Annotated in this window: 23 protein-coding genes; 10 read left to right on the top strand and 13 right to left on the bottom strand. The window is 69.8% G+C overall.

From position 1 onward, the window contains the following. Positions 1-152: 152 nt before the first annotated feature. The 7 genes from ACIOJD_RS07210 to clpS all read right to left on the bottom strand — a co-directional run bounded on the left by ACIOJD_RS07210 (position 153) and on the right by clpS (position 5,116). Positions 153-1,103, bottom strand: coding sequence for a PLP-dependent cysteine synthase family protein (locus ACIOJD_RS07210; RefSeq protein ID WP_401909312.1), 951 nt, complete (start codon positions 1,101-1,103; stop codon positions 153-155). After that, positions 1,103-1,405 (bottom strand): MoaD/ThiS family protein, encoded by a 303-nt coding sequence (locus tag ACIOJD_RS07205; protein ID WP_401909309.1) that lies wholly within the window; start codon positions 1,403-1,405, stop codon positions 1,103-1,105. The genes ACIOJD_RS07210 and ACIOJD_RS07205 overlap by 1 nt, the downstream gene beginning before the upstream one ends. Positions 1,406-1,508: 103 nt before the next feature. After that, complete coding sequence (locus ACIOJD_RS07200) at positions 1,509-1,625, bottom strand: putative leader peptide (protein WP_401885142.1); 117 nt, start codon at positions 1,623-1,625, stop codon at positions 1,509-1,511. 98 nt (positions 1,626-1,723) lie between these two features. After that, positions 1,724-2,137, bottom strand: coding sequence for a Mov34/MPN/PAD-1 family protein (locus ACIOJD_RS07195; RefSeq protein ID WP_401909307.1), 414 nt, complete (start codon positions 2,135-2,137; stop codon positions 1,724-1,726). A 217-nt stretch (positions 2,138-2,354) separates the two neighbouring features. Beyond that, on the bottom strand, positions 2,355-3,851 hold the full coding sequence (locus ACIOJD_RS07190; protein ID WP_401909305.1) for an amino acid permease: 1,497 nt from the start codon (positions 3,849-3,851) through the stop codon (positions 2,355-2,357). Between the two features lie 381 nt (positions 3,852-4,232). Further along, a complete protein-coding gene (locus ACIOJD_RS07185) occupies positions 4,233-4,811 on the bottom strand; it encodes a DUF2017 domain-containing protein (protein WP_401909302.1) in 579 nt (192 codons plus the stop codon). Next, positions 4,811-5,116 (bottom strand): ATP-dependent Clp protease adapter ClpS, encoded by a 306-nt coding sequence (gene clpS / locus ACIOJD_RS07180; protein WP_401909300.1) that lies wholly within the window; start codon positions 5,114-5,116, stop codon positions 4,811-4,813. Before clpS ends, ACIOJD_RS07185 begins: the two co-directional genes overlap by 1 nt. A gap of 183 nt (positions 5,117-5,299) precedes the next feature. Between clpS and ACIOJD_RS07175 the strand changes: the two genes are divergently transcribed. Together ACIOJD_RS07175 and ACIOJD_RS07170 are read left to right on the top strand one after the other, a co-directional pair. Continuing rightward, the gene (locus tag ACIOJD_RS07175) at positions 5,300-6,628 is read left to right on the top strand and encodes a nicotinate phosphoribosyltransferase (RefSeq protein ID WP_401909297.1); all 1,329 of its coding nucleotides are present in this window, start codon (positions 5,300-5,302) and stop codon (positions 6,626-6,628) included. 167 nt (positions 6,629-6,795) lie between these two features. Further along, positions 6,796-7,392, top strand: coding sequence for a nicotinamidase (locus ACIOJD_RS07170; RefSeq protein WP_401909294.1), 597 nt, complete (start codon positions 6,796-6,798; stop codon positions 7,390-7,392). Positions 7,393-7,455: 63 nt separating this feature from the next. Here the strand turns inward: ACIOJD_RS07170 and ACIOJD_RS07165 are convergent, their stop codons facing one another. Together ACIOJD_RS07165 and ACIOJD_RS07160 are read right to left on the bottom strand one after the other, a co-directional pair. Further along, entirely contained in the window at positions 7,456-7,809 is a 354-nt protein-coding gene (locus tag ACIOJD_RS07165; protein WP_401909292.1) for a hypothetical protein, read from the bottom strand. A gap of 124 nt (positions 7,810-7,933) precedes the next feature. Beyond that, positions 7,934-10,330 carry an immune inhibitor A domain-containing protein gene (locus ACIOJD_RS07160; RefSeq protein WP_401909289.1) on the bottom strand — a complete coding sequence of 799 codons (2,397 nt, stop codon included), beginning with the start codon at positions 10,328-10,330 and terminating at the stop codon, positions 7,934-7,936. Between the two features lie 438 nt (positions 10,331-10,768). Here ACIOJD_RS07160 and ACIOJD_RS07155 point away from each other — a divergent pair, with 438 nt between their 5' ends. After that, the gene (locus tag ACIOJD_RS07155; RefSeq protein ID WP_401909287.1) at positions 10,769-11,074 is read left to right on the top strand and encodes a hypothetical protein; all 306 of its coding nucleotides are present in this window, start codon (positions 10,769-10,771) and stop codon (positions 11,072-11,074) included. Between the two features lie 38 nt (positions 11,075-11,112). Here the strand turns inward: ACIOJD_RS07155 and ACIOJD_RS07150 are convergent, their stop codons facing one another. Beyond that, positions 11,113-11,883 carry an RDD family protein gene (locus tag ACIOJD_RS07150; protein WP_401909284.1) on the bottom strand — a complete coding sequence of 257 codons (771 nt, stop codon included), beginning with the start codon at positions 11,881-11,883 and terminating at the stop codon, positions 11,113-11,115. Between the two features lie 165 nt (positions 11,884-12,048). Beyond that, on the bottom strand, positions 12,049-13,692 hold the full coding sequence (locus tag ACIOJD_RS07145) for an RDD family protein (RefSeq protein WP_401909281.1): 1,644 nt from the start codon (positions 13,690-13,692) through the stop codon (positions 12,049-12,051). Positions 13,693-14,420: 728 nt separating this feature from the next. On the opposite strand from ACIOJD_RS07145, the gene ACIOJD_RS07140 reads away from it, so the two are divergent. Further along, positions 14,421-14,897, top strand: coding sequence for an SsgA family sporulation/cell division regulator (locus ACIOJD_RS07140; RefSeq protein WP_401911596.1), 477 nt, complete (start codon positions 14,421-14,423; stop codon positions 14,895-14,897). A 100-nt stretch (positions 14,898-14,997) separates the two neighbouring features. Here ACIOJD_RS07140 and ACIOJD_RS07135 read toward each other — a convergent pair whose 3' ends face one another. Then, positions 14,998-16,365: an FAD-binding oxidoreductase gene (locus tag ACIOJD_RS07135; protein ID WP_401909279.1), complete on the bottom strand. Its 1,368-nt coding sequence runs from the start codon at positions 16,363-16,365 to the stop codon at positions 14,998-15,000. A 98-nt stretch (positions 16,366-16,463) separates the two neighbouring features. Between ACIOJD_RS07135 and ACIOJD_RS07130 the strand changes: the two genes are divergently transcribed. After that, positions 16,464-18,077: a tetratricopeptide repeat protein gene (locus ACIOJD_RS07130; protein ID WP_401909276.1), complete on the top strand. Its 1,614-nt coding sequence runs from the start codon at positions 16,464-16,466 to the stop codon at positions 18,075-18,077. An 80-nt stretch (positions 18,078-18,157) separates the two neighbouring features. Here the strand turns inward: ACIOJD_RS07130 and hppD are convergent, their stop codons facing one another. Then, positions 18,158-19,237, bottom strand: coding sequence for a 4-hydroxyphenylpyruvate dioxygenase (hppD, locus tag ACIOJD_RS07125; RefSeq protein WP_401911593.1), 1,080 nt, complete (start codon positions 19,235-19,237; stop codon positions 18,158-18,160). 307 nt (positions 19,238-19,544) lie between these two features. On the opposite strand from hppD, the gene ACIOJD_RS07120 reads away from it, so the two are divergent. The 5 genes from ACIOJD_RS07120 (at position 19,545) to ACIOJD_RS07100 (ending at position 24,038) form a co-directional block, all read left to right on the top strand. Next, the gene (locus ACIOJD_RS07120) at positions 19,545-20,033 is read left to right on the top strand and encodes an Lrp/AsnC family transcriptional regulator (protein ID WP_401909274.1); all 489 of its coding nucleotides are present in this window, start codon (positions 19,545-19,547) and stop codon (positions 20,031-20,033) included. 64 nt (positions 20,034-20,097) lie between these two features. Next, positions 20,098-20,745 (top strand): ABC transporter permease, encoded by a 648-nt coding sequence (locus ACIOJD_RS07115; RefSeq protein ID WP_401909271.1) that lies wholly within the window; start codon positions 20,098-20,100, stop codon positions 20,743-20,745. Positions 20,746-20,797: 52 nt separating this feature from the next. Further along, entirely contained in the window at positions 20,798-22,144 is a 1,347-nt protein-coding gene (locus tag ACIOJD_RS07110; RefSeq protein WP_401911590.1) for a betaine/proline/choline family ABC transporter ATP-binding protein, read from the top strand. Continuing rightward, positions 22,141-22,995: an ABC transporter permease gene (locus ACIOJD_RS07105; RefSeq protein ID WP_401909268.1), complete on the top strand. Its 855-nt coding sequence runs from the start codon at positions 22,141-22,143 to the stop codon at positions 22,993-22,995. The genes ACIOJD_RS07110 and ACIOJD_RS07105 overlap by 4 nt, the downstream gene beginning before the upstream one ends. Then, positions 22,995-24,038: a glycine betaine ABC transporter substrate-binding protein gene (locus ACIOJD_RS07100; RefSeq protein ID WP_401909265.1), complete on the top strand. Its 1,044-nt coding sequence runs from the start codon at positions 22,995-22,997 to the stop codon at positions 24,036-24,038. Before ACIOJD_RS07105 ends, ACIOJD_RS07100 begins: the two co-directional genes overlap by 1 nt. Positions 24,039-24,089 lie beyond the last annotated feature (51 nt).

Raw genomic sequence — 24,089 nt, 5'->3', positions numbered from 1 at the left:
CTGCGCTGTCACCGGTTCGGATGGTCCTCTTGCGCGGCCGCGTCGGGCGGGGTATCGGGGCCGGTCTCCCGGGGGCCGCGGGGCGCCCCGCGCACGAAAGCGGCCCCCGCCTTCTCCCGGAGGGAGGAGACAGGGGCCGTGAGCCGTGGGCGTCACGCCCAGAGCTGGCCTTGCAGTGCCTCGATGGCCTCTTCCGTCGTCGCCGCCGTGTAGACGCCCGTCGAGAGGTACTTCCAGCCGCCGTCCGCGACCACGAAGACGATGTCGGCGCTCTCGCCGGCCTTGACGGCCTTCTTGCCGACGCCGATCGCCGCGTGCAGCGCCGCGCCCGTCGAGACGCCCGCGAAGATGCCTTCCTGCTGGAGCAGTTCACGGGTACGGGTCACCGCGTCCGCGGAGCCGACCGAGAAGCGGGTGGTCAGTACGGACGCGTCGTACAGCTCGGGGACGAAGCCCTCGTCGAGGTTGCGCAGGCCGTAGACCAGGTCGTCGTAGCGCGGCTCGGCGGCGACGATCTGGATGTCCTTGACCTGTTCGCGCAGGTAGCGGCCGACGCCCATCAGGGTGCCCGTGGTACCGAGGCCCGCCACGAAGTGGGTGACGGAGGGCAGGTCGGCGAGGATCTCCGGGCCGGTGGTGGCGTAGTGGGCGCCCGCGTTGTCGGGGTTGCCGTACTGGTAGAGCATCACCCAGGAGGGGTTCTCGGCCGCCAGTTCCTTGGCGACGCGTACCGCCGTGTTGGAGCCGCCCGCGGCGGGGGACGGGACGATTTCCGCCCCCCACATGGCGAGCAGGTCACGGCGCTCCTGGGAGGTGTTCTCCGGCATGACACAGACGATGCGGTAGCCCTTGAGCTTGGCCGCCATGGCCAGGGAGATGCCGGTGTTGCCGCTGGTGGGCTCCAGGATCGTGCAGCCCGGGGTGAGCCGTCCGTCCTTCTCGGCCTGTTCGACCATGTGGAGGGCCGGCCGGTCCTTGACGGACCCGGTCGGGTTGCGGTCCTCCAGCTTGGCCCAGATCCGGACGTCGTCCGAGGGGGACAGCCGTGGGAGCCGTACCAGCGGCGTGTTGCCGACCGCCGCCAGCGGGGAGTCGTACCGCATCAGGCCTGGTGCGTTTCGAGCGCGCCGCCGGCCACGGCCGGGAGGATCGTGACGCTGTCGCCGTCGGCGACCTTGGTGGTGATGCCGTCGAGGAAGCGGATGTCCTCGTCGTTGAGGTAGACGTTCACGAAGCGGCGGAGTTCGTTGCCCTTGGCCGGGTCGACGAGGCGCTCCCGGATGCCGGCGTGACGTGTTTCGAGGTCGGCGAAGAGCTCGGAGATGGTGTCGCCCGTGCCCTCGACGGCCTTGGCTCCGTCGGTGTAGGTGCGGAGGATGGTCGGGATGCGGACCTCGATGGCCATGACATGGGCTCCTGTTCGGGAGATGGCGTGACGGGCGCGCGGCTCGGGCCCCCGCGCGAGGGGGTGGTACGAAAAAACGGAGAACTGCGCTCGGGGCCGTCGCTCAGCCTGCGGCGCTGTCGGGACAGATGGCACTGGCGAGGCGGCACAGATCGACGTGCAGCCGCGCTACGAGCAGCGGGGTGCTCGGCGTCTTGTCGCTCACGTCGGTGGAAACCATACGGTCATCGTATCGATTCCCGGTCCGCGCTCGGGCATGGGATCTCGCATGGTGGATGGATAGCGTTCGCCAGGTGGACAGTCCCGCTTTCCGGCCGGTCAGACGATCGCCACGTCCTCTTCGGTGACCTGGCCGTCGACGATGCTGTACGAGCGGAACTGGAAGGGGCCCGCGTCGTCCGTGTCGGCGGTGGAGACCAGGACGTAGTGGGCGGCCGGCTCGTTGGCGTAGGTGATGTCCGTACGGGACGGGTAGGCCTCGGTCGCGGTGTGCGAGTGGTAGATGATCACCGGCTCCTCGTCGCGGTCGTCCATCTCGCGGTAGAGCTTGAGCAGATCCGCCGAGTCGAACTCGTAGAAGGTGGGCGAGCGCGCGGCGTTGAGCATGGGGATGAAGCGCTCGGCCCGCCCGCTGCCGGCGGGACCGGCGACCACGCCGCATGCCTCGTCGGGGTGGTCGGCTCGCGCGTGCGCGACGATCTGGTCGTGCAGGGCCTGCGTAATGGTGAGCATGGAGAAAATATAAAGGGGCACGCCAGGGCGCCGGTCGGGCGGTGCGCGCCAGGCGGCTCGGGCGGTACGCGGGCGCTGTACGGGCCGTACGCGGGCGCCGCACCGGCCCTGCGCGGGCGCCACGGCCCGTACGCGGACAGCGCGACGGCCCCCGGACCGGTGGCGTACACGCTGTGTACGTGCCAGGGTCCGGGGGCCGTGAGGTGGCGGGAAGGCGTCAGCCCTTAGGGCCGCCGCCCGGTGCCCCGGCATAGCTGGGCGCCGGCGTACCGTCCCCGTCCTGCGGGGTGCGGCGCTTCATGACCTGCCAGCCGACCGCCAGGCCGATCGCCCAGACGGCCCCCACGTACAGACAGACGCGCGCGTCCTTGTCGTACGCGATCAGACAGGTGACGAGGGCGAGGAAGCCGACGGCGACCCAGCTGAACAGCGTGCCGCCGGGGGCGGGGAACGACGAGGCGGGCAGCAGGCCCGCCCGTACACCGCGGCGGTAGCGGATATGGCTGATGAGGATCATCAGCCAGGTCCAGATTCCGGCCGCCGTGGCCACGGATGTCACATAGCCGAAGGCCTTCTCCGGCACGATGTAGTTGAGGATCACGCCGATGCCCATGAGCGTGACCGAGATGGCGATGCCGAAGGCCGGGGTCCTACGGGAGTTGAGCCGGCCGAAGACCTTCGGTGCCTCGCTGTTGGCGGCGAGGTCGCGCAGCATCCGGCCGGTCGAGTACATGCCGGAGTTGCAGGAGGAGAGCGCGGCGGTCAGCACGACGAAGTTGACGATGCCGGCCGCGAGCGGGATGCCCATCTTCTCGAAGGCGTGCACGAAGGGGCTGGCCCCTTCGGAGAACTCGGTCCACTTGACGACCGCGAGGATGACGGTGAGCGCGCCCACGTAGAAGACGATGATGCGCCACGGCAGCGTGTTGATCGCCTTGGGGAGGGTCTTCTCCGGGTTCTCGGACTCGCCCGCGGTGACGCCGACGAGTTCGACGGCGAGGTAGGCGAACATGACGCCCTGGAGGGTCATCAGGCTGGAGCCGATGCCGTTCGGGAAGATCCCGCCGTGCGCCCAGATGTTGGAGACGGACGCGGTGTCACCGGCGTCGGAGAAGCCGAGGGTGAGCACGCCCAGGCCGATGACGATCATGCCGATGATCGCGGTGACCTTGATCATCGAGAACCAGAACTCGACCTCGCCGAAGATCTTCACCGAGATCAGGTTGACACCGAAGAGCACCACCAGGAAGACCAGCGCGCTGACCCACTGCGGGATCTGGGGGAACCAGAAGTGGATGTAGATCGCGGCGGCGGTCAGTTCCGCCATGCCGGTGACCACCCACATCAGCCAGTACGTCCAGCCCGTGGCGAAGCCGAAGAACGGGCCGAGGAACTCACGGGCGTACTCCGCGAAGGAGCCCGAGACCGGCCGGTAGAGGAGCAGCTCACCGAGCGCCCGCATGATGAAGAAGATCACGACGCCGGCCAGGGCGTACATGAGGATGATGCTGGGACCGGCCTTGGCGATGTTCGCTCCGGCACCCATGAAGAGGCCGACACCGATCGCGCCGCCGATCGCGATCATCTGGACCTGCCGGCTGCCGAGTCCACGCTCGTAGCCCTCTTCGGCCGTGACACCGGCGGGCGCAGTGCCACCGGCCGGGCCTCCCGAGGTGCCGTCGCCGCCGTACTTGTCGACCTGCGGAGAGGTCATGGTCGTGTGCCCTTTCTCCACACCGATCCGCGCCTCGCTGGCTTGCGGATCGGTTCCCGATCCCCCCGGACATAGATGGAGTGCTACCGACGGTCGGCCGGCGAAATCACCCCCGGGGACAGGGGTGGAGTCCCCGGGGGGTCGTGCAGATCTATCACGCCGGGTCGACTGTTTTCGCCCCGCTACTGTGGCTCACCCCACAGGAAGAAGCGGACAAATCCCCCCTGGGATCTCAAAGATCCCCAGGGGTTTGACGGGATCGTTATCCGGAATTGAGCATCCGCTGAGCGTCCGGAAGGAGGACCCGAGGGGGTTGTGGGAGGGAGGGAAGAAGAACGGAAGGAGACCATCACTCGCGTCAGGACGATCACTCGCGTCAGCTCAGGGCATCAGGGTCTCCACGAGCGTCTCCTGGAGCGCCCCGAGCCAGAGGTACGCCATCACCATCGGCTTGCGCGGGTCGGAGTCCGGCAGCCGGTACAGCTCGCCGCTCTCGTCCTCGTCGGAGACCTCCAGGCGCGTACCGATCGTGAGCCGCAGATCGTTGAGCGCGCCGAGCCAGTGCCGGCAGTCGTCGGGGGTCAGTTTCAGTACGGCGCCGCCCTCGCCCGCCGAGACGAGCGCGTCCAGCGAGCGGACCATCGCCACACCGTCCTCGCGCTTGCGGCTGCGCAGGTCGTTCTCCGTGAACCGCCTGAACTCCGAGGAGTATCCGCGCAGTTCGTCGTCGTCATCGCCGTACGCGTCCGGGAAGAGCCGGGCGAGCGCCGGGTCGGCGGGCGGCTCGCTGGGGCCTTCGGTGAAGAGCGAGGCGAGCGGGTCCTCGCCCTGTGCGGGCTCCTCACCGGGGCCGATCAGCTCCAGCAGCTGTACGGCCAGGGAGCGCAGGATCGAGATCTCGACCTCGTCGAGCGCGACGGCCGCTCCGCCGCCCGGGATCGCCTCGAACTGCCCGGCCATCAGGTGCGGTCCTGCGAGAGGGTCGCCCAGAGCCCGAACCCGTGCATCGCCTGCACGTCGCGCTCCATCTCCTCGCGGCTGCCGCTGGAGACGACCGCGCGGCCCTTGTGGTGGACGTCGAGCATCAGCTTGTGCGCCTTGTCCTTGGGATAGCCGAAATAGGTCTGGAAGACGTACGCCACGTAACTCATGAGGTTGACCGGGTCGTTGTGGACGATCGTCACCCACGGCACATCGGGTTCCGGGACGATATACGTCTCCTCGGCCGATTCTGGGCGTTCGATCTCAGTCGGAGCAACACTCACGGTTCGGGACGACCTTCTTCTCTGCCGGGGCGTGCGAGCGGAACGGGGCCTGCCGGAACCGAGGCTCCGCGGCCCCGGGATTCACAGCCTCACATGACCATGCTGCCACCCGGCAGGGCGTGTCGCACAAACGGCCTCCTAGAAATCGTCAATGTGACGAGTATTCGGGGGTAGCATCGTCGTATGAACACTGCGGACCTTGGGCTGCCGGTGGACGTGCCGTCGACCGCGCTCTTCACCGATCAGTACGAGCTGACGATGCTCCGGGCGGCGCTCCAGGGCGGTACGGCCGACCGCCGCTCCGTCTTCGAGGTCTTCACCCGGCGACTGCCCGAGGGGCGCCGCTACGGGGTCGTGGCGGGCACCGGGCGCGTGCTGGACGCCGTGGAGAACTTCCGGTTCGACGCGGATGTGCTGGGCTTCCTGCGCGAGCACGGGATCGTCGACGAGCCGACGCTGGAATGGCTCGCCTCGTACCGCTTCCGGGGGGACATCTGGGGCTACCCGGAGGGCGAGGTGTACTTCCCGGGCTCGCCGATCCTGCGCGTGGAGGGCACGTTCGCGGAGTGCGTGCTCCTGGAGACCGTGATCCTCTCGATCCTCAACCACGACTCGGCGATCGCCGCCGCGGCCTCCCGGATGTCGGCGGCGGCGGGCGGGCGCCGGCTGATCGAGATGGGCGCGCGCCGTACGCACGAGCTGTCCGCGGTCGCCGCCGCGCGCGCCGCGTACGTCGGGGGCTTCGACACGACCTCGGACCTGGCCGCCGGATTCCGCTACGGCATTCCGACGGTGGGCACCAGCGCCCACGCCTTCACCCTGCTGCACGACAACGAGCGCGACGCCTTCCAGGCGCAGGTCGACTCGCTCGGGCGCGGGACGACGCTGCTGGTCGACACGTACGACGTGGCCGAGGCCGTGCGGACCGCCGTCGAGATCGCGGGCCCGGAGCTGGGGGCCGTCCGCATCGACTCCGGCGATCTGCTGCTGGTCGCGCACCGGGTACGGCAGCAGCTGGACGAGCTCGGCGCGGTGAACACCAAGATCGTGGTGACCTCGGACCTGGACGAGTACGCGATCGCCTCGCTCGCGGCGGCGCCGGTGGACTCGTACGGGGTCGGCACCCAGCTGGTCACCGGCAGCGGGCACCCCACCTGCTCCATGGTCTACAAGATCGTCGCCCGCGCCCAGTCGGCGGACCCGAAGGCCCCGCTCCAGCCGGTCGCGAAGAAGTCGCTGGGCGGGAAGACCTCGGTCGGCGGCCGCAAGTGGGCGGCGCGGCGACGGGACGCCGAGGGGTACGCCGAGGCGGAGGTGCTCGGCACGGGCGCGGTGCCGTCGTCGCTGCTGGACCGGCAGCTGCTGGTCGAGCTGGTCAAGGGCGGCGAGGTCGTCGCGCGCGAGCCGCTGGACGCGGTACGCGACCGGCACATCGCGGCGCGGGCGGGGCTGCCGATGTCGGCGGTCCAGCTGTCGCGGGGCGAACCGGTGATTCCGACGGAATACGTCTGAGGCGACCGAGTACGCGTGAGGCGACCGGGCATGTGTGAGTCGACCGGGCGCAGGCGAGCCGATGGGCTGAGCAGGTCTCCCGCCCCTCCCGCCCGGCGGCCGGAGTGTCTAGGCTCACACTCCCACCCGTCCCCCGCTCGTCCGTCCCCCACCGAAGGACCACCGCCATGCACCGCGCGTTGATCGTCGTCGACATCCAGAACGACTTCTGTGAAGGCGGCAGCCTCGCGGTGACCGGGGGCGCCGACGTCGCCGCCGCCATCACCGATCTGATCGGCCAGGCGTCCGCCGGATACCGGCATGTGGTCGCCACCCGAGACCACCACATCGACCCGGGCGACCACTTCGCCGCCCCGCCGGCCGCCCCGGACTACGTCCACTCCTGGCCGGTGCACTGTGTCGCCGGTACGGAGGGCGTGGGCTTCCACCCCAATTTCGCCCCCGCCGTCGCCTCCGGCGCGATCGACGCGGTCTTCGACAAGGGCGCGTACGCGGCGGCGTACAGCGGCTTCGAGGGCGCCGACGAGAACGGCGTCGGGCTCGCGGACTGGCTGCGGGCGCGCGAGGTCACCGAGGTCGACGTGGTCGGCATCGCGACGGACCACTGTGTACGGGCGACGGCGCTGGACGCGGCCCGCGAGGGCTTTGTCGCGCAGGTGCTGCTCGACCTGACGGCAGGGGTGGCCGCGGGGACCACCGAGCGGGCGCTGGAGGAGTTGCGCACGGCAGGGGTGGAGCTGACCGGGAAGCCGGTGGTCCAGTAAGCCCGGAAGCCCGGGAAGCAGCCCGGAACCGGCCACGCGCACGGCGAGGCCCGGGAAAGCCCGTCAGTACCCCGTGGGTCCGGCTTTCTCGTACCCCATCGGGCTCACCCTCGCCGCGGGCCGCATCAACGCCCGTATCGGCTGCCAGAGCTGCTCCAGGCACTCCGGGGTCGCCCGCCACAGCAGGCCCTCCGGGTGGTGCAGGACCGCGGTGATCTCGTCCAGGGTCGGCGGCTCCGCGTTGCCGCGCAGATAGACCGCCCGCAGTCCGAGATTCCGCAGCCTGGTCAGGGCGCGGGCCCGGTTCACGGCGTGGACCAGGACACGTACCGAATCGCCCTCGGCGGCCGGGCTGGGCAGGGTCAGTGCCACCACCACGGTGCCGCCGGGGAGCTTGCTGAAACCTCCGCCGGCCATGTCTTCCCTCTCCCCCGTAAGACGTCGTGTCAATAAGAGTTCGTAGGACGCACCTAAACACGAACGGCCGCCGCCCGCTAGAGGGCGACGGCCGATCATGCTCTTGACCTGGGGTTACTTACGGTTACTTGCTGGAGGGTCCCACCTTGACCGTCATCGTGCTGCCGTCCAGCGGCTGATTGACGATGCTGATCTTGGTGTTGGTGTCAGTGACCTTGACGCTCGCGGTCGGGTTGTCCTGGCTCCAGTACGTGCCCTTGCGGTCGTCGAAGACCGGGGACCCGAGCTGCGGCGAGATCCGCGTCAGCGCGTCCGCCTTGTGCAGCGACAGACCGGACGTCGGCCTCCAGCTGAACGCCGAGTCGTACGCCTGCACCCTGTTGCGCATCAGCGTGCCGTCCGCCCACTTCAGCGGCTTGGCGTGCGAGTCGATCGGCAGGACCAGACCCTGGCCCGGGTGCTGGCTGGTGTTGTTGTTCAGCTGCGAGGTGTCCCACTGCCAGATCAGCAGACCGGGCTGGTAGGCGTAGTGCTCGACCTTGGCGTCGTTGGGCGCCTTGAAGCCGAAGTTGTACGGGCCGGTCTTCAGGGTCTTGTCGTACGAGACGTACTGGCGGTTCTCCGCGATGTAGTACTGCTCGTAGTCCTTGGTGAAGGACTCGCCGATGCGCGAGAAGCCCTTGCTGGTCCAACCCGCGTCGTCGGCCTCGGCGTTGTCCGTGAACAGCGGCGAGCCGTCGGCGTTCACACTGATCTCGTCCGCGGTGAAGCCCTTGCCGCCCGCGCCGCCGTCCGTCTGGTAGCGGAAGCGGAGGTCGATCTTCTGGCCGGCGTAGGCGTCCAGCGAGTAGACGAGCTTCTTGTACGCGCCCGACACATCGGTCAGCGCCGGCTTGTCGGCGGCGTCACGGGGGATCGCCTTGCCGTCCGCCGTACCGTCGAGCGGCGTGTAGTTGGCGCCGCCGTCCGTCGAGACCTCGGCGTACAGGTAGTCGTAGTTGGCCTCGATGTCCCACCAGCCCTGGAGCTCCAGGGAGGCCTTGGACCTGCCGGTCAGGTCGACCGGGCGGGCGAGGGTGTTCTTGAGGTCGTCACCCATACCGCTCCACCACTGGTGCGAGCCCTCGGTGGGCTTCACCACCGAGGTGGTCGTGGACTTCTTGGGCAGCTCGACTACCAGCGCCTGCGGGTTCTTGGTGTTGTACGCCGAGACGCCCAGCTTGTGCGTGGAGCTGGTCGCGGCCTTGCCCTTGGCGTAGTTGAGCCAGCCGAGCTGGAGCTTGTCCCAGGCGGTCATGTCGCCGGGCAGGTCGCCGATCTCGTTCTTGCCGGTGCCCAGCCAGGAACCGGACGACATCAACGTCCAGAAACCGGTGGAGTTCTCGCCGCCCGCGGTGTCGTAGTGGTCGGGCAGGCCCAGGTCGTGGCCGTACTCATGGGCGAAGACGCCGAGTCCGCCGTTCTCCGGCTGCATGGTGTAGTCGCCGACCCAGATGCCGGTGTCGCCGATCTGGGTGCCGCCGGCCTTGTTGTCGGCCGGGCCCGTGCTGCCCGCGTTCGTGCCGTACGCGTACCAGCGGTGCGCCCACAGGGCGTTCTCGCCCTCGGCGCCGCCGCCGGCCGACTCGTCCTCGCCCGCGTGGACGAGCTGGAAGTGGTCGATGTAGCCGTCGGGCTCGTTGAAGTCGCCGTCGTTGTCGAAGTCGTAGCGGTCCCACTCGTCGTACTGGGCGAGGTCCGCCTTGATCTGGGCGTCCGTCCTGCCCTGGGCCTTCTGGCCGGCGGTCCAGGCGGTGACGCCGTCGCGGACCGCGTCCCAGACGTTGGCGCAGTTGGTGTCGCCGCAGTAGTTCGAGCCGTAACGGGCCTCGTTGTACTTGACCTTGACCCAGTCGGAGACCTCGCCGTCGACCGAGTAGCGCCCGGAGGACGTCTTCTCGTAGTAGGTCTTCAGCGATTCCTTCTGCTTGCCCGTCTTGTCCTTGCCCTCACCGAAGTAGAGGTCCTGGAAGTGGGCCTGGTTGTAATCGGCCTGCCAGGCGGTGGAGTTGTCCACCGTACGGTCGGGCTCGGCTATCTCGTTGTGCAGCGGGCCGCGCTCGCCGCCGTACTTCTTGACCGGCTCCAGCGGGCCCTCGGGACCGTCCGGGTCGTACATCGTGGTGTTGTCGACCTCGTCGCCGAACTCCACGAGGATGGTGAAGATCTTGTCGGTCTTCTCCCGGCCCAGCTCGACGTACTTCTTGTTGCCGAGCTTGACGACCTGGGAGCCGCCGCGCTTCTCCATCCGGGCATCACCGGATATCACCTGCTGGAGCGCCGCCTCGCGCTGCTGCGACTGCTGCTTGCTGAACGGGCCTTCGAGGTCGTGATCGACATCACCCTTCTGCGGCGCCGGATCACGGCGCTCGACACCCGCGGGAGCGGACGAGGGGTTGTCCTGAGCCTGCGCCGTGGTGAAGGCTGAAGCGGTCGCCGCCGTCGCGGCCAGGGCCACGATCACCGCGGACGTTCGTCTCACCCGTTGGTTTCTGATCACTTGATGCGTTTCCTCCCCGGCGCACACGGTCCGCGGAACGGGAGTGAGGGATCCGCGCGCGTATGCGCGACATAAGTGACGTCATTCGACCGGAGTTAAGTGAGAAAAGCCAGCCCTTGACTTGAACTGGCCGACTGCATTATGCGACAGTCCGACTCCGTTATCCGAACGTGGCGAGAATCGGACAACAGGCGCACCGAATCCACCTGTTGGCAGGCGTGATGACTCCATGCGCCCCCCGTGCGACGGCACCATGGGCCGGCCCATGCTTACGTGTCGCTCCACTCGGGCATCCACCGTCGTAGAGTCGCTTGAGAGTGCGACCGACTTGCGAACTACGTGCGAGATCGGCGCAACATCCCCCATATCTCCGCCTCCATGTCTATGCCCGGATCGACGCCCCGAGGGACGGATACCGCCATGCCGCGTCCGACTGCCGCCCAGCTCGCCTACGGCTCCGCCACCGTCGTCTGTTCCACCCTCGTCATGCTGTTGCTCTCCGGCACGACCACCGGAATCGGGGTCGCGGTGATCGCGATCGCCGCGCTGGGGCTCGGACTTCTGGTCGCCCTGACCGTGACCACGCCGGGCAGGTCCCGGACGGTGGGCGTGGCCGGTTCCCGCCGGACAGCCGCGCCCGGGGAGGCCCCGGAGGTCCGGATGCCGGGCCAGCGCGTGCGTACGGGCGGCGAGGCCGGGGCCCGCCAGCACTCACTTCGGCGCTGAGCTGTCAGAAGGTCGGAAGACCCCGTCTGCTGTCGGGTCTACAGGCCTTCCTGTCGCTCCTCCTCATCCGCCGTCACCACGACCGTCCTGGCCGCCTTGTCGTGCAGGCCCTGCCGATACGGCCTGCTGGCCAGGATCGTCACGATGATGACGAGCCACCAGACACAGAAGCAGCAGATCAGCGCGGGCAGCCAGAGCACGAGCGCCCGCAGCAGCGAGGAGCCGGTGTCCGGCACGGTGCCGTCGTTCAGCATCGCGACCCGCAGCCTCAGCCAGCGCTTGCCGAGGGTCTGCCCGTACTTCCTGTTCATCAGGGTGTCGTAGCCGACGTACGCGACACATGAGATGAGCGACCAGAACCACTGTCTGCCGGTGTTCACCTCGCTGGAGAAGTCGTTCCAGCCGCCGCCGTTCGAGCCGTCGCCCCAGCCGCCGCCGGCGAACACCGAGATGATCGCCAGCGGGATGAAGATGATCAGGGCGTCGATGACACGGGCCGCGAACCGCTTGCCGAACGGTGCGAGCGGCGGCATACCGGCGAGCGGATCCCCGCCGTACGGACCGCCGCCGTAGGCGTTCGGGTCATAGGGCGGCGCGGAGGGCGGCGGGTGGTCGCCGCCGTAGGGAGAGCCGTACGGGGAGCCGGGTGGCGGACCGGGCGGTGGTTCGTGGGGCGGTTCACGCGGTGGTTCGCCGGGGGGTTCACGCGGTGGCTCGTGGGACGGGCCGCCCGACGGCGGCGCCCCCTGCGGCCTCTTGAGAAACGGGTCGTCATCGGGTGGCGGGCCGGGCGGCTGATCGTTGCTCATGGGGGCAGTGCACCGCGCCGGACAGGGGCCCGCAACGGCTTACCCGCCGTTCGGGGGAACGGCCTGCGGCGACCCCGTTCGGCGGCCCTGTCCGGTGGTCCTGACAGGCGGTCCCGACAGGTGGTCCTTTCAGGTGGTCCTGTCCGGCGGTCTCGCCCCGCCTCGTCAGCCCGCCACGAAGGTATGGGCCACCTTGTCGTGCCAGCACTGCCGCCACGGCCGGTCGAACAGGCACCACACCACGTTCAGGACGCCCACGACGAGTACCCCGAGCACGCTGTAGACCAGCCAGCGGCGCAGCGCGGCCCCGAAGGCCGGGGCCTCGTGGGTCTCGATGTCCCGCACTTCGAGACCGCACAGCTTCTTGCCCAGCGTGCGCCCCCATTTGGCGGTCGGCAGCGCCTCGTACAGCAGCCCGACGACCAGCAGGGTGACGAGGACCCCGCCGAGGCAGGCGGCGGTCGTGGCGTCGAGCAGCCAGACGGTGACGGTCTCGCCGGTCTGCCGGGCCGCCTCGATCTTCTGGTCGATGTGGGTGCGGGCCCTGGCGAAGAGCGGGACGGCGAGGGCGCCGACGACGACGCCGAGGACGAGGGTGTCGATCAGCCGGGCCGCGAACCGCTTGCCGAGGGCCGCGGGCCTGGCCGCCGCCTGAGCCTGCGCGGCTTGCAGGAACGGGTCGCTGACCGGGGGTTTCCAGGGCACGACGGGCTGATCGGTCCCGTCGGGCCGGGTGAGCTGGTGGGCCTGCTGGGGCCAGGAAGCGGAGCCGCCGCCGACGCCGGAGCTGATGGGCGAGGCCGGACCGGCCGCGCCGCCGTGGCCGGACGACGGCTGCGTCCGGGACGGAGCCGCGGGCTGCTGGGCCTGCGGGGACGGGAGTTGCGGGGGCTGCGGGGACGCAGGCAGCTGGGACGGACCCGGCTGCTGATGCGGCTGGGAGCGGGAGGGGAGCAGCGGCTTGGGCTGCCCGGACGCCGTGCCCGCACCGGATCCGCCCGGGTTCAGCGCGCGGATCGCCATCGTGCCCTCGGCCTGACCGGTCCGGCCGGACTCGGCCTCCTCGTCCTTCGCGCGGCGTGCGGCGCGCAGGGCACGCATGGTCATGGTGCTGTCGGCGGGCGGCTGTCCGCCCTCGCGCGGGGCCGGCAGTCCGGGCGTACCTGCCGCGGCTTCCCGGCCCGCGTCCGTGCGGTCGGCGCCGGACCCGGCGCCGGAATCCGGGCGGGATCCCGGTCCGGCGCCCCGCCTGCCGCCGGACCTGCCGCCGGGGCGCGTGGCACGGATCGCGACCGTGCCGTCGGTGGGCGGCCGGCCGTCGTCCGCGCCGGGGCCCAGCGCGCGTACGCCCGGCAGGGCACCGCCGGTCGGGTCGGAGGCAGGCCGCGTCTCGTCCGGCGCGTGGGCGGTCGCCGCCGCCTGGCCGGGGATGCGCGGGTCCTGGCCGGGGCCACGGGGATCGTCGCCGGGGACCCGGGGATCCTGGCCGGGCGCTCCCCAGGAGACCCGGGCGTCGCGCTCGCCGCCGAAGCCGGTCTGCCGCGAGGCGTCGGCCTGCCATGCCGAAGCGGGCTCCTGCCCCGACCCGTCGGACCGCTCGTCGTCGAGGAAGACCGGCCCGGTCTCGTCGACGGCGGGCGGCGCGGTCGCCGAGGTGCCCGGCATCGCCTCGCCGCCCTGGGGCGCGGGCCGGCTCGTGCCGGGCACCCAGGAGGCACCGTTCCAGTACCGGACATATCCGGGGATGGACGGGTCTGGGTAGAACCCTTCCCGGGGTACGTTCCCGCCGTCACCAGGAGGAGTAGCCACTGACCCCAACTCCGTTCATTCACACCACGTTTGACCTGTCCGGGCCGCCAGCGCCGATCGACCTCCGGCCGAGCGGCCGAGAAAAGCGCGGCCGGGCTCCGGTGCCGGACATGTCCACGGGCTGTGCGTCGCACGTCCCGCAGCGCCGGGCGCGTACCTCCGCTTGTCCAAGGAAGACAGTAACGAAGAACGCGGGGCACCGAAGAGGGAGACCAGCAGAAGGGACCGCATTCGAGCAGCAGATCGAAGATGTCGAAGCGAAGCGTAAGGCCGTGGGGTGAACTCCGTTCGCCAGGGCGTACGGACGGCCCGACGCCAGTACGCACAAAGGAGACGCCGGTACGCACAAGGAAGCGGTCGATCCCGACAAAAGTCAACCAGCGCGACGTGATTTCCCCCATCAGGCTGGCAGGCGATCCGGTTTCGGCGCGGACGGGTTTGCCCGTGGCACGTGATGACCGGCCGCGCGGGGTGACGAGTGCGCGCCGCGTGTGACCGATCCGCGCAGCAATGAGCACCAACTTTCCACATCTCCCGCGCGCTGCCGGCGCCCTCCGCGCCCTCTTATCTCTCTCGTATCTCTCGCGGCCCTCTCCCGCCCCTCTCCCCTCGCCGGAGTTCCCTGAAAGTCGTCGCCGAAAGTCGCGTCATGAATCAGAGGGCACGGCCTCTCTCCAGGTACGGCCCCTTCGCCGGGCCCCGCCGAAGCAGGAGAGGAAGTGCCGTTCATGCACACCGTGGTGGAACGCGAGCTGGAACTGAATCTGGTGCTGTCGCCCGAGCGCAGCATCCCCGTCCCCGCCCGCCTGACCTATCGCACGGACGATCCGTACGCGGTGCACATCGTCTTCCACATCGGGTCCGACACTCCGGTGCACTGGACCTTCGCCCGTGAGCTGCTGGTGGAAGGGGTGTTCAGGCCGTGCGGGCACGGGGACGTACGGATCTGGCCGACCAAGGTCGACCGGCGCAGCGTGCTGTGTTTCGCGCTCTCCTCCCCCGACGGCGACGCGCTGCTGGAGGTGGGCTCCGAGGCGGTGTACGCGTGGGTCGAGCGGACGCTGAGAATCGTGCCGCCGGGTACGGAGGCGGAGCGGCTCGGCCTCGACGACGGGCTGGCCCGGCTGCTGGCCCCGACCCCGGCCGACGACCTGTGGCTACGGGACCCCTGGCCGTCGGACGAGTCCATGGACGGCGAGGCGTAGGGCCCGTGGCACCAGACGCCGGGCCGGTGGTGCGAGACGCCGGGCCCTTGGCACGAGACGCCGGGCCCCGCCCCCGGAAGACCTCTCGCCGGAAGAGCCCTCAGAAGAGCTTTCCGGGGTTGAGCAGCCCCAGCGGGTCGAATGTCCGCTTGATATCGCGCTGCAACTCCAGCCCCACCGGCCCCAGTTCACGCGACAGCCAGTCCTTCTTCAGGACGCCCACACCATGTTCGCCGGTGATGGTGCCGCCCAGTTCGAGGCCGAGCGCCATGATCGCGTCGAAGGACTGCCTGGCCCGCCGGGACTCGTCCGGGTCGGCCTGGTCGAAGCAGACGACGGGATGGGTGTTGCCGTCGCCCGCATGGGCGCAGACACCGATGGTCAGGTCGTACTTCGCGGCGATGGCCGCCGTGCCGTCGATCATCGCGCCGAGCTGTGAGCGCGGTACGCACACGTCGTCGATCATCGTGGCCGACCGGACGGTCTCCAGCGCGGGGAGCGCCAACCGGCGTGCCTTGAGCAGCAGTTCCGACTCGGCGGCGTCGTCGGCGGGGACCACTTCGGTGGCGCCGGAGGCGGTGCACAGTGCGCCGACGGCGGCCAGGTCGGCGGCGGGGTCCGGGGTGTCGAAGGCCGCCAGCAGCAACGCCTCGGTGGTTTCGGGGAGGCCCATGTTGGCCATCGCGTTGACGGCGCGGACGGTCGTACGGTCCATGATTTCGAGGAGGGACGGGGTGTGGCCGCGCTCCATGATGCGGCAGACGGCGTCGCACGCGGCGGCCGCGGAGCCGAACTCGGCGGCCAGGACGAGCTGTTGGGGCGGCCGCGGCTTGAGTGCGAGGACCGCCTTGACGACGATGCCGAGGCTGCCCTCCGAGCCGACGAACAGCCGGGTCAGGTCGTATCCGGCGACGCCCTTGGCGGTACGGCGGCCGGTGGTGAGGAGGCGGCCGTCGGCGAGGACGACGTCGAGGCCGAGGACGTACTCCGCGGTGACGCCGTACTTGACGCAGCACAGCCCGCCGGAGGCCGTGCCGATGTTCCCGCCGATCGTGCACGTCTCCCAGCTGGAGGGGTCCGGCGGGTAGCAGAGGCCCTGTTCGCCGACGGCCCGGGAGAGGGTGGCGTTGATGACGCCCGGTTCGACGACGGCGATCCGGTCGACGGCGCTGATCTCCAGGATCCGGTCCATTTTCGTCAGGGAGAGCACGATGCACCCGTCCGAGGCGTTCGCGGCGCCCGACAGTCCCGTACGGGCGCCCTGCGGGACGACGGGAACACGCAGCGCGGTCGCGGTGCGCATGACGTGCTGGACCTGTTCGACCGAGCGGGGCAGGACGACCACGGCGGGCATGCCCGCCTCGCAGAAGCCGGCCATGTCATGGGCGTAGGAGGCTGTGATGTCCGGATCGGTGATCAGGGCTTCGGTGGGGAGCCCGGCCCGCAGCTGTGCGAGGAGATCATCCATGATCCCAGAGTCGCATCCGGGGCCATCGGTGTGAACCCGTCTGCGATCCCGGGTGGTACGACGCGGTGTACTCATCATATTGACGCACAGTAACCTCCATGAACCCCATGAAGACGGAGCAGGTCGGACAGGTCGGGCAGGTCAAGAGGGCGGCGCTGGCCGCCGGGGTCGGTGCGGTACTGGTCGGGGGCGTGCTGCTGTTCGTCCCCGACGAGATCCCGGCGCCCGCGCCGGGCCCCGAGGCCCGCGCGATGGCCGCGACGGGCACCGGGGTACGGGCCGCGCTCACGGACCTGACCGCGCTCATCAACAACCGGGAGGCCTGGGTGCGCGAGCACCCCGAGGACGGGGGCGCGTGGGCACTGCTCGGGCAGGCGTACGTACAACGCGGGGTCAGGCTGGCGGATTCGGCGGACTACCCGAAGGCCGACCGGGCGTTGCGACGGGCGCTGGCCGTACGGTCCGCCGGGGCCGGAGGGCGGGGAGAGGCGGGAGCGCACGCGAAGTCCGGCGTGGACGCCAAGCCCGGCGGGCCTGCCGCCGCACACGGGAACGCGGAGGCGCTGACCGGCCTCGCCTCGCTCGCCAACGCCCGGCACGACTTCGCCACCGCCCGGAAATGGGGCGAGGCGCTGCGGAAGCAGGATCCCGCGCGGTGGGCCACGTATCCGGTGCTGATCGACGCGTACAACGGGCTCGGCGACTACCGGGCGGCGGGCCGGGCCCTGGACCGGCTGACGAAACTGCACTCCGGCGTCCCGGTGCTGACCCGCTCCACCGCGGTCCTCCGCGACCTCGGCCGGCGGGAGGACGCGGCGGCGAAGGCGGACGAGGCGGTGGCCCTCGCCAAAACGCCCGCGGAGAAGGCGGAGGCGCTGCACACCCTGGGCGAACTGGCCTGGGAACGCGGCGAACCGGCCGAGGCCCTGAAGCACTACGACGCGGCGCTGATCGCGGAGCACGGCCGGCCCGGGACACTGGCCGGCCGGGCGCGGGCGCTCGCCGCCCTGAGCCGGACGGACGAGGCGTACCACGACTACCAGACGGCGCTGGAGAAGCTGCCCCGGCCCGAATACGCCCTGGAGCTGGGCGAACTGTACGACTCGGCCGGCCTGGACGGAGACGCCCGTACGCAGTACGCGGTCCTGGCCGCGCAGACCACGAAAGCGCGGCGGGACGGCGTGAACGAGGCGCTGGTCCTGGCCCGCTTCGAGGCCGACCACGGGAACCCGCGGGCGGCGGTCGTGCGGCTGAGGGCGGAGTGGAAGCACGGGCGCCGGAGCATGGAGGTGGCGGACGCGCTGGGGTGGGCACTGTTCCGGGCGGGCCACGGCAAGGAGGCGCTGACGTACGCGAAGAAGGCGACGGACCAGGGGCTGCGGAGCGCGCTGTTCTCGTACCACCGCGGGGAGATCGAGCGGTCGCTGGCGATGAACGGCCCGGCCCGCCGCCACATCGAGGAGGCGCTGCGGACCAATCCGCACTTCTCACCGCTGCTGGCACCGAAGGCGCGGGCGGCGCTGGAGGAGCTGGGCGAACCGGAGGAGGGCGGCCCGAGGGACATGTACGAGGACACGGAGCCGGGGGGTGCGGAGCCGGGGGGTACGGAGCCGGGGGGTACGGAGCCGGAGGGTGCGGAGCCGGGGGGTGCGGAGCCTCCCGCCACCGGAACCGCGCAGAGGCGTACGCCGGCTTCCGCGCCGGCGCTGTAGGAGAGACGCTGTAGGGGGAACGGAAGACGGTGAGCCGGGGCGTGATGCGGGCCGCACCACGCCCCTCCGGACAGCGTGCGTCAGAGGTTCCCGCGCTTCTCCTGCTCCCGCTCGATCGCCTCGAACAGCGCCTTGAAGTTCCCCTTGCCGAAGCCCATCGAGCCGTGCCGTTCGATCATCTCGAAGAAGACCGTGGGCCGGTCCTGGACCGGCTTCGTGAAGATCTGCAGCAGATACCCGTCCTCGTCCCGGTCCACCAGGATCTTCAGCTCGCGCAGGGTGTCGACCGGCACCCGCGTCTCCCCCGCCCACGCGCCGAGGGTGTCGTAGTACGAGTCGGGGGTGTCCAGGAACCGCACGCCCGCGGCCCGCATCGCCCGTACCGAGGCGACGATGTCGTTCGTGGCGAGCGCGATGTGCTGGACACCGGCCCCGCCGTAGAACTCCAGATACTCGTCGATCTGCGACTTCTTCTTGCCGGCCGCGGGCTCGTTGATCGGGAACTTCACCTTGAGCGTGCCGTCGGCGACGACCTTCGACATGAGCGCGGAGTACTCGGTGGCGATGTCGTCGCCCACGAACTCCTTCATGTTGGTGAAGCCCATGACCTTGTTGTAGAAGCCGACCCATTCGTTCATCCGGCCGAGTTCGACATTGCCCACGCAGTGGTCGATGGCCTGGAAGGTGCGCTTGGCGGCGGGCTCCACCATCGGGTCGGCCGCCTCGTAGCCCGGCAGGTACGGGCCGTCGTAACCGGAGCGGTCGACCAGGGTGTGGCGGGTCTCGCCGTACGTGGCGATGGCGGCCAGGACGACGGTCCCGTACGCGTCCTTGATCTCGTACGGCTCCTGGATACCGCGGGCGCCGTGCTCGGTGGCGTAGGCGTACGCGGCGCGCGCGTCCGGGACCTCGATCGCGAGGTCGACCACGCCGTCCCCGTGCGCGGCGACATGCTCGGCGAGGAATCCGCCCCACTCGGAGGACGGCTTGACGACGGACGTGAACACGAAGCGGGCCGAGCCGTTGGTGAGGACGTAACTCGCCGTCTCACGGCTGCCGTTCTCCGGCCCGGAGTAGGCGACGAGCCTCATTCCGAAGGCCGTGGAGTAGTAGTGCGCGGCCTGCTTGGCATTGCCGACCGCGAAGACGACGGCGTCCATGCCCTTCACCGGGAAGGGGTCGGCATCGCGCGCGGTGTGGGGGGCGGTGTCGACGCGCGCGGTGTCGATGTTCGTCGAGATGTCGGTGTGCTCGGAGCGCTCGGAGTGCATCGAGGTGTCAGCCATGGGCTCACCCTCTCCCCGTTCCACAAGGTGCGCAACAGTTCGCGTTTTCACTGGTCATTCTGTACAGCACAACGCGAGAATGGCGGGGCGATCTGCACAGCATGACCATGGAACGGCCCGGCTGGACGACGGGACGGCCCGACTGAACGACGCGACGGAGAACCGGATGAGGGGACGAGACATGAGCACGGACGGTATCGACGGACTCGACGGCAGGCTCATCGTGCTGCTGGCACGGGAACCCCGGATCGGAGTGCTGGAGGCGTCGCGCCGGCTCGGGGTGGCGCGCGGCACCGTCCAGGCACGGCTCGACCGGCTTCAGTCGAATGGAGTCATCCGGGGATTCGGGCCGGCCGTCGATCCGGCCGCCCTGGGCTATCCGGTCACCGCCTTCGCCACGCTGGAGATCAAGCAGGGGCAAGGCGCGGACGTACGGGCCCATTTGACCACCGTCCCCGAGATGCTCGAACTGCACACCACCACCGGTCAGGGCGACATGCTCTGCCGTCTCGTCGCCCGCTCCAACGCCGATCTCCAGCGGGTGATCGACCTGGTTGTCGGATTTGATGGCATTGTCCGGGCCTCCACGGCGATCGTCATGGAGAACCCCGTACCGCTGCGGATCATCCCGCTGGTGGAACAGGCCGCCGCGGACTCCGGCCGGGACTGACGGGACCGACGGGACACGGACATCTGCACGGACACGGACACGGGTACGTACGAGGGGAGCACGCGTGAGCTTCTTGACCTATCTGTCCGACCAGCACCAGCAGTTGCTCACCGACGCGCTCCAGCACGTCAGCGCGGTCTTCCAGTGCATGGTGATCGCCACCGCGCTGGGCATCCTCATCGGCGTCCTCACCTATCGCAGCCCGTGGGCGGGGAATCTGGCGATCCTCTCCACGGCCTCCCTGCTCACGATCCCCTCGCTGGCCGCGATCGGCCTGCTGATCCCGCTGGTCGGGCTGGGTGTGGCGCCCACGGTGATCACGCTGACGCTGTACGGGCTGCTCCCCATCGTCCGTAACTCCGTCGTCGGACTGCGCGGGGTGGACCCGGCGCTCGTGGACGCCGCGACAGGCATCGGGATGTCGCGGGCGGCCCGGATGCTGCGGGTGGAACTGCCGCTCGCCTGGCCGCCGATCCTCACCGGGATCAGGGTCTCCACCCAGATGCTGATGGGGATCGCCGCGATCGCCGCGTACGCCTCCGGGCCGGGCCTCGGCAACGAGATCTTCCGCGGGATCGCCTCTCTGGGCAGTGCCAACGCGCTCAATCAGGTGCTCGCGGGCACGATCGGCATCGTCATCCTCGCCCTGCTCTTCGACGCGGCGTACGTCCTGCTCGGCAGGCTGACCATTCCGAGGGGGATCCGTGCCTGAACCGGTCCCGTCCGCGGCCGACGCGTCCGGAGCGGACTCCTCCGGCACGGACTTGTCCGGCACGCGCTCCTTCGCGGCTTCCGGCGGCAGGGCCGGCTCCGCCTCCGGGACCGCCTCCGGGGCCGGTATCGAGCTGGAGGGCCTCACCAAGCGGTATCCCGGCAATCCGCAACCCGCCGTGGACAACATCTTCCTGGAGATCAAGCCCGGCGAGACGGTGATCCTGGTGGGGCCGTCCGGCTGCGGCAAGTCGACGACCCTCAAGATGATCAACCGGCTGATCGAACCGACCTCCGGGCGGATCAGGATCGGCGACGAGGATGTCACCGGCATCGATCCCGTGAAGCTGCGCCGCAAGGTCGGATACGCGATCCAGTCCTCCGGCCTCTTCCCGCACATGACCGTCGCCGAGAACATCGCGCTCGTCCCGAAGATGGTCGGCTGGTCCAGGTCGAGGGTGAAGGACCGGGTCGAGGAGATGCTCGATCTGGTCGGGCTCGACCCGCGCGAGTTCCACGGCCGCTATCCGCGCCAGCTCTCGGGCGGCCAGCAGCAGCGGGTCGGGGTGGCACGGGCGCTCGCCGCCGATCCGCCGGTGCTGCTGATGGACGAGCCGTTCGGCGCGGTCGACCCGATCACCCGCGACCATCTCCAGGACGAACTGATCCGGCTCCAGTACGAGTTGCACAAGACGATCGTGTTCGTCACCCATGACTTCGACGAGGCGATCAAGCTCGGCGACCGGATCGCGGTCCTGCGGGAGCAGTCGCACATCGCGCAGTTCGACACCCCGGAGGCGATCCTCACCAATCCGGCCGACGACTTCGTCTCGGGTTTCGTGGGCGCGGGCGCGGCCCTGAAGCGGCTCAATCTGACGCGTGTACGGGAGGTCGAGATGGCCGAGTTCCCGACCGTGACCGTGGACGACCCCCTCCAGTCGATCTTCAACAAGCTGCGCGCGGGACCGCACAACGAACTGCTGCTGCTGGACCGCAGGAACCGCCCGTACAAGTGGCTGCGGCGTGGCGATCTGATGCGCGCGAAGGGCTCGCTGGCGCGGGCGGGCCAGCTGGTGCACGACACGGTGACCAGGGACGCGACGCTGCGCGACGCGCTGGAGGCGGTCCTCACCGACAGCGGTGGGCGGGTCGCGGTGACCGGGCGGCGTGGTGAGTACATCGGGGTGGTCGACATGGAGACCCTGATGAACTCCGTGCACGAGATGCTGGAGGCCGACCGGCTCACCGCCTTCGAGCACCAGCACGAACAGGCGGACCACCGTTCGGCCGAGCACGCCGAGCACGCCGAGCACGTGGACCGCGTCGAGCGCATCGAGCGAGCCGAGCGAGTCGAGCACCCGGAGCGCCGGCCTCTGGAGGGCGGCGGTGCGGACCTATGAACTCCCCGGCGCGCCACGAGGGTTCACCGGGCGAGCGGCCGCCGGGCGAGCACGACGTCAAGGGCCTGGCCTTCCGGGACGAGGAGGAGGAGCCCGCGCCGCCGCCCGCCGCGCCGAAGCGCCGGATCACCTGGCAGAAGCTGGTCACCCTGCCGACCGTCGTCGCCCTCATCCTGCTGGCGACGTACCTGTGGATCACCAACATCCAGCTGGACGTGATCGCCCGGAACTCCCTGTCGGGCGGCAACGTGCAGCTGCGCCTGTGGCAGCACATCCAGCTCACCGCGATCTCCACCTTCTGGGTACTGATCATCGCGCTCCCCCTGGGCGTCGCGCTGACCCGGCGGCGGCTGAGCAGGGCCGCGCCGCCGTTCACCATGCTGGCCAACATCGGGCAGGCGACGCCCGCGATCGGACTGCTGGCGCTGCTCGTGATCTGGCTGGGCATCGGCCCCTCGACGGCGATCACGGGCATGGTGATCTACGCCGTACTGCCGGTGCTCTCCAATACGGTGGCCGGGCTGCGGGCCATCGACCCGGAGCTGGTGGAGGCCTCCCGGGGCATCGGCATGTCGGCGGCGGGAACGCTGTCGAAGGTCGAACTGCCGCTGGCCGTACCGCTGATCCTGGCCGGGGTACGGACGGCCCTGGTGCTGAATGTCGGTACGGCGACGCTCGCGACCTTCGGCGGGGGCGGCGGACTCGGTGACCTGATCACCTCGGGCATCCAGACACAGCGGATGCCGGTCCTGATCATCGGCTCGGTACTGACCGTATGCCTGGCCCTGGTGGTGGACTGGCTGGCCTCGCTGGTCGAACTGTTCCTGACTCCGCGCGGGTTGGAGGGCTGATGCGGTCCGGGGCGCGCGGCACGGGACCGTACCGAGGCACGGGACCGTACGGAGGCACGGGACCGTATCGACGGACAGTTCTGGGCGGGGCGGCGGCCCTGCTGCTGGCCTGCGCGGGCCTCGCCGGATGCGGACTGAAGAGCGGCTCCCCGATGGTGGACGATGTGGTGCCCGGCCGGCTGGGCGTGGGACAGCCGCTGAAGGGCGCGTCGCTGACGGTCACTTCGAAGAACTTCAGCGAGAACATCATCCTCGGCGAGATGATCGGCCTGATCTTCAAGGCGGCGGGCGCCGAGGTGCTGGACCGTACGAACCTGCCCGGCTCGATCAGCGCGCGCGAGGCGATCATCAACGGCGACGCGGACGCGATGTACGAGTACACCGGGACGGCCTGGATCACCTATCTGGGTCACCAGAAGCCGATCATCAACGGAGAGAAGCAGTGGGCGGCGGTACGGGACGCCGACCGTCGCAACGGGGTGACCTGGCTGCCCAAGTCCACCCTCAACAACACCTACGCCCTTGGGATCAACCGCGCCAACAACAGGAAATACCGGCTCAGGACACTCTCGGACGTGGCCGCCCTGGCGAAGCGGAATCCGTCGGCGGTGACGATCTGCGTGGAGAACGAGTTCGCCTCGCGCGACGACGGCCTGCCCGGCATGCAGAAGGCGTACGGCATGCACCTGCCCGCCGCCAACATCAAGAAGATGGACGCCGGGATCATCTACACGCAGGTGTCGAAGGGCGGTTCGTGCCTGCTTGGCGAGGTGTTCACGACCGACGGCCGGATCAAGGCGCTGCACCTGGAGACCCTCGCGGACGACCGGCACTTCTTCCCCATCTACGACGCGGCCCCCGCGCTGCACACGCCGACGTACAAGAAGTATCCGGTCATCGCGAAGCTGCTGGACCCGCTGTCGAAGCGGCTGAACACGTCGGTGGCACGGGAGTTGAACGGGAAGGTGGATGTGGCGGGTGAGGATCCGCACCTCGTGGCGAAGGACTGGCTGATCAAGGAGGGGTTCATCAGAGAGGGATGAACGTACGGGACGGATCGGGGGGGGACGCCGGCCGCCGTTCCGTACAGCCGC

This window comes from Streptomyces sp. NPDC088116, assembly GCF_044741745.1.
In the GTDB taxonomy this organism is placed as follows: domain Bacteria; phylum Actinomycetota; class Actinomycetes; order Streptomycetales; family Streptomycetaceae; genus Streptomyces.
Note: the sequence above shows the minus strand (reverse complement) of the source record. Positions and strands in the feature narration are given on the sequence as shown.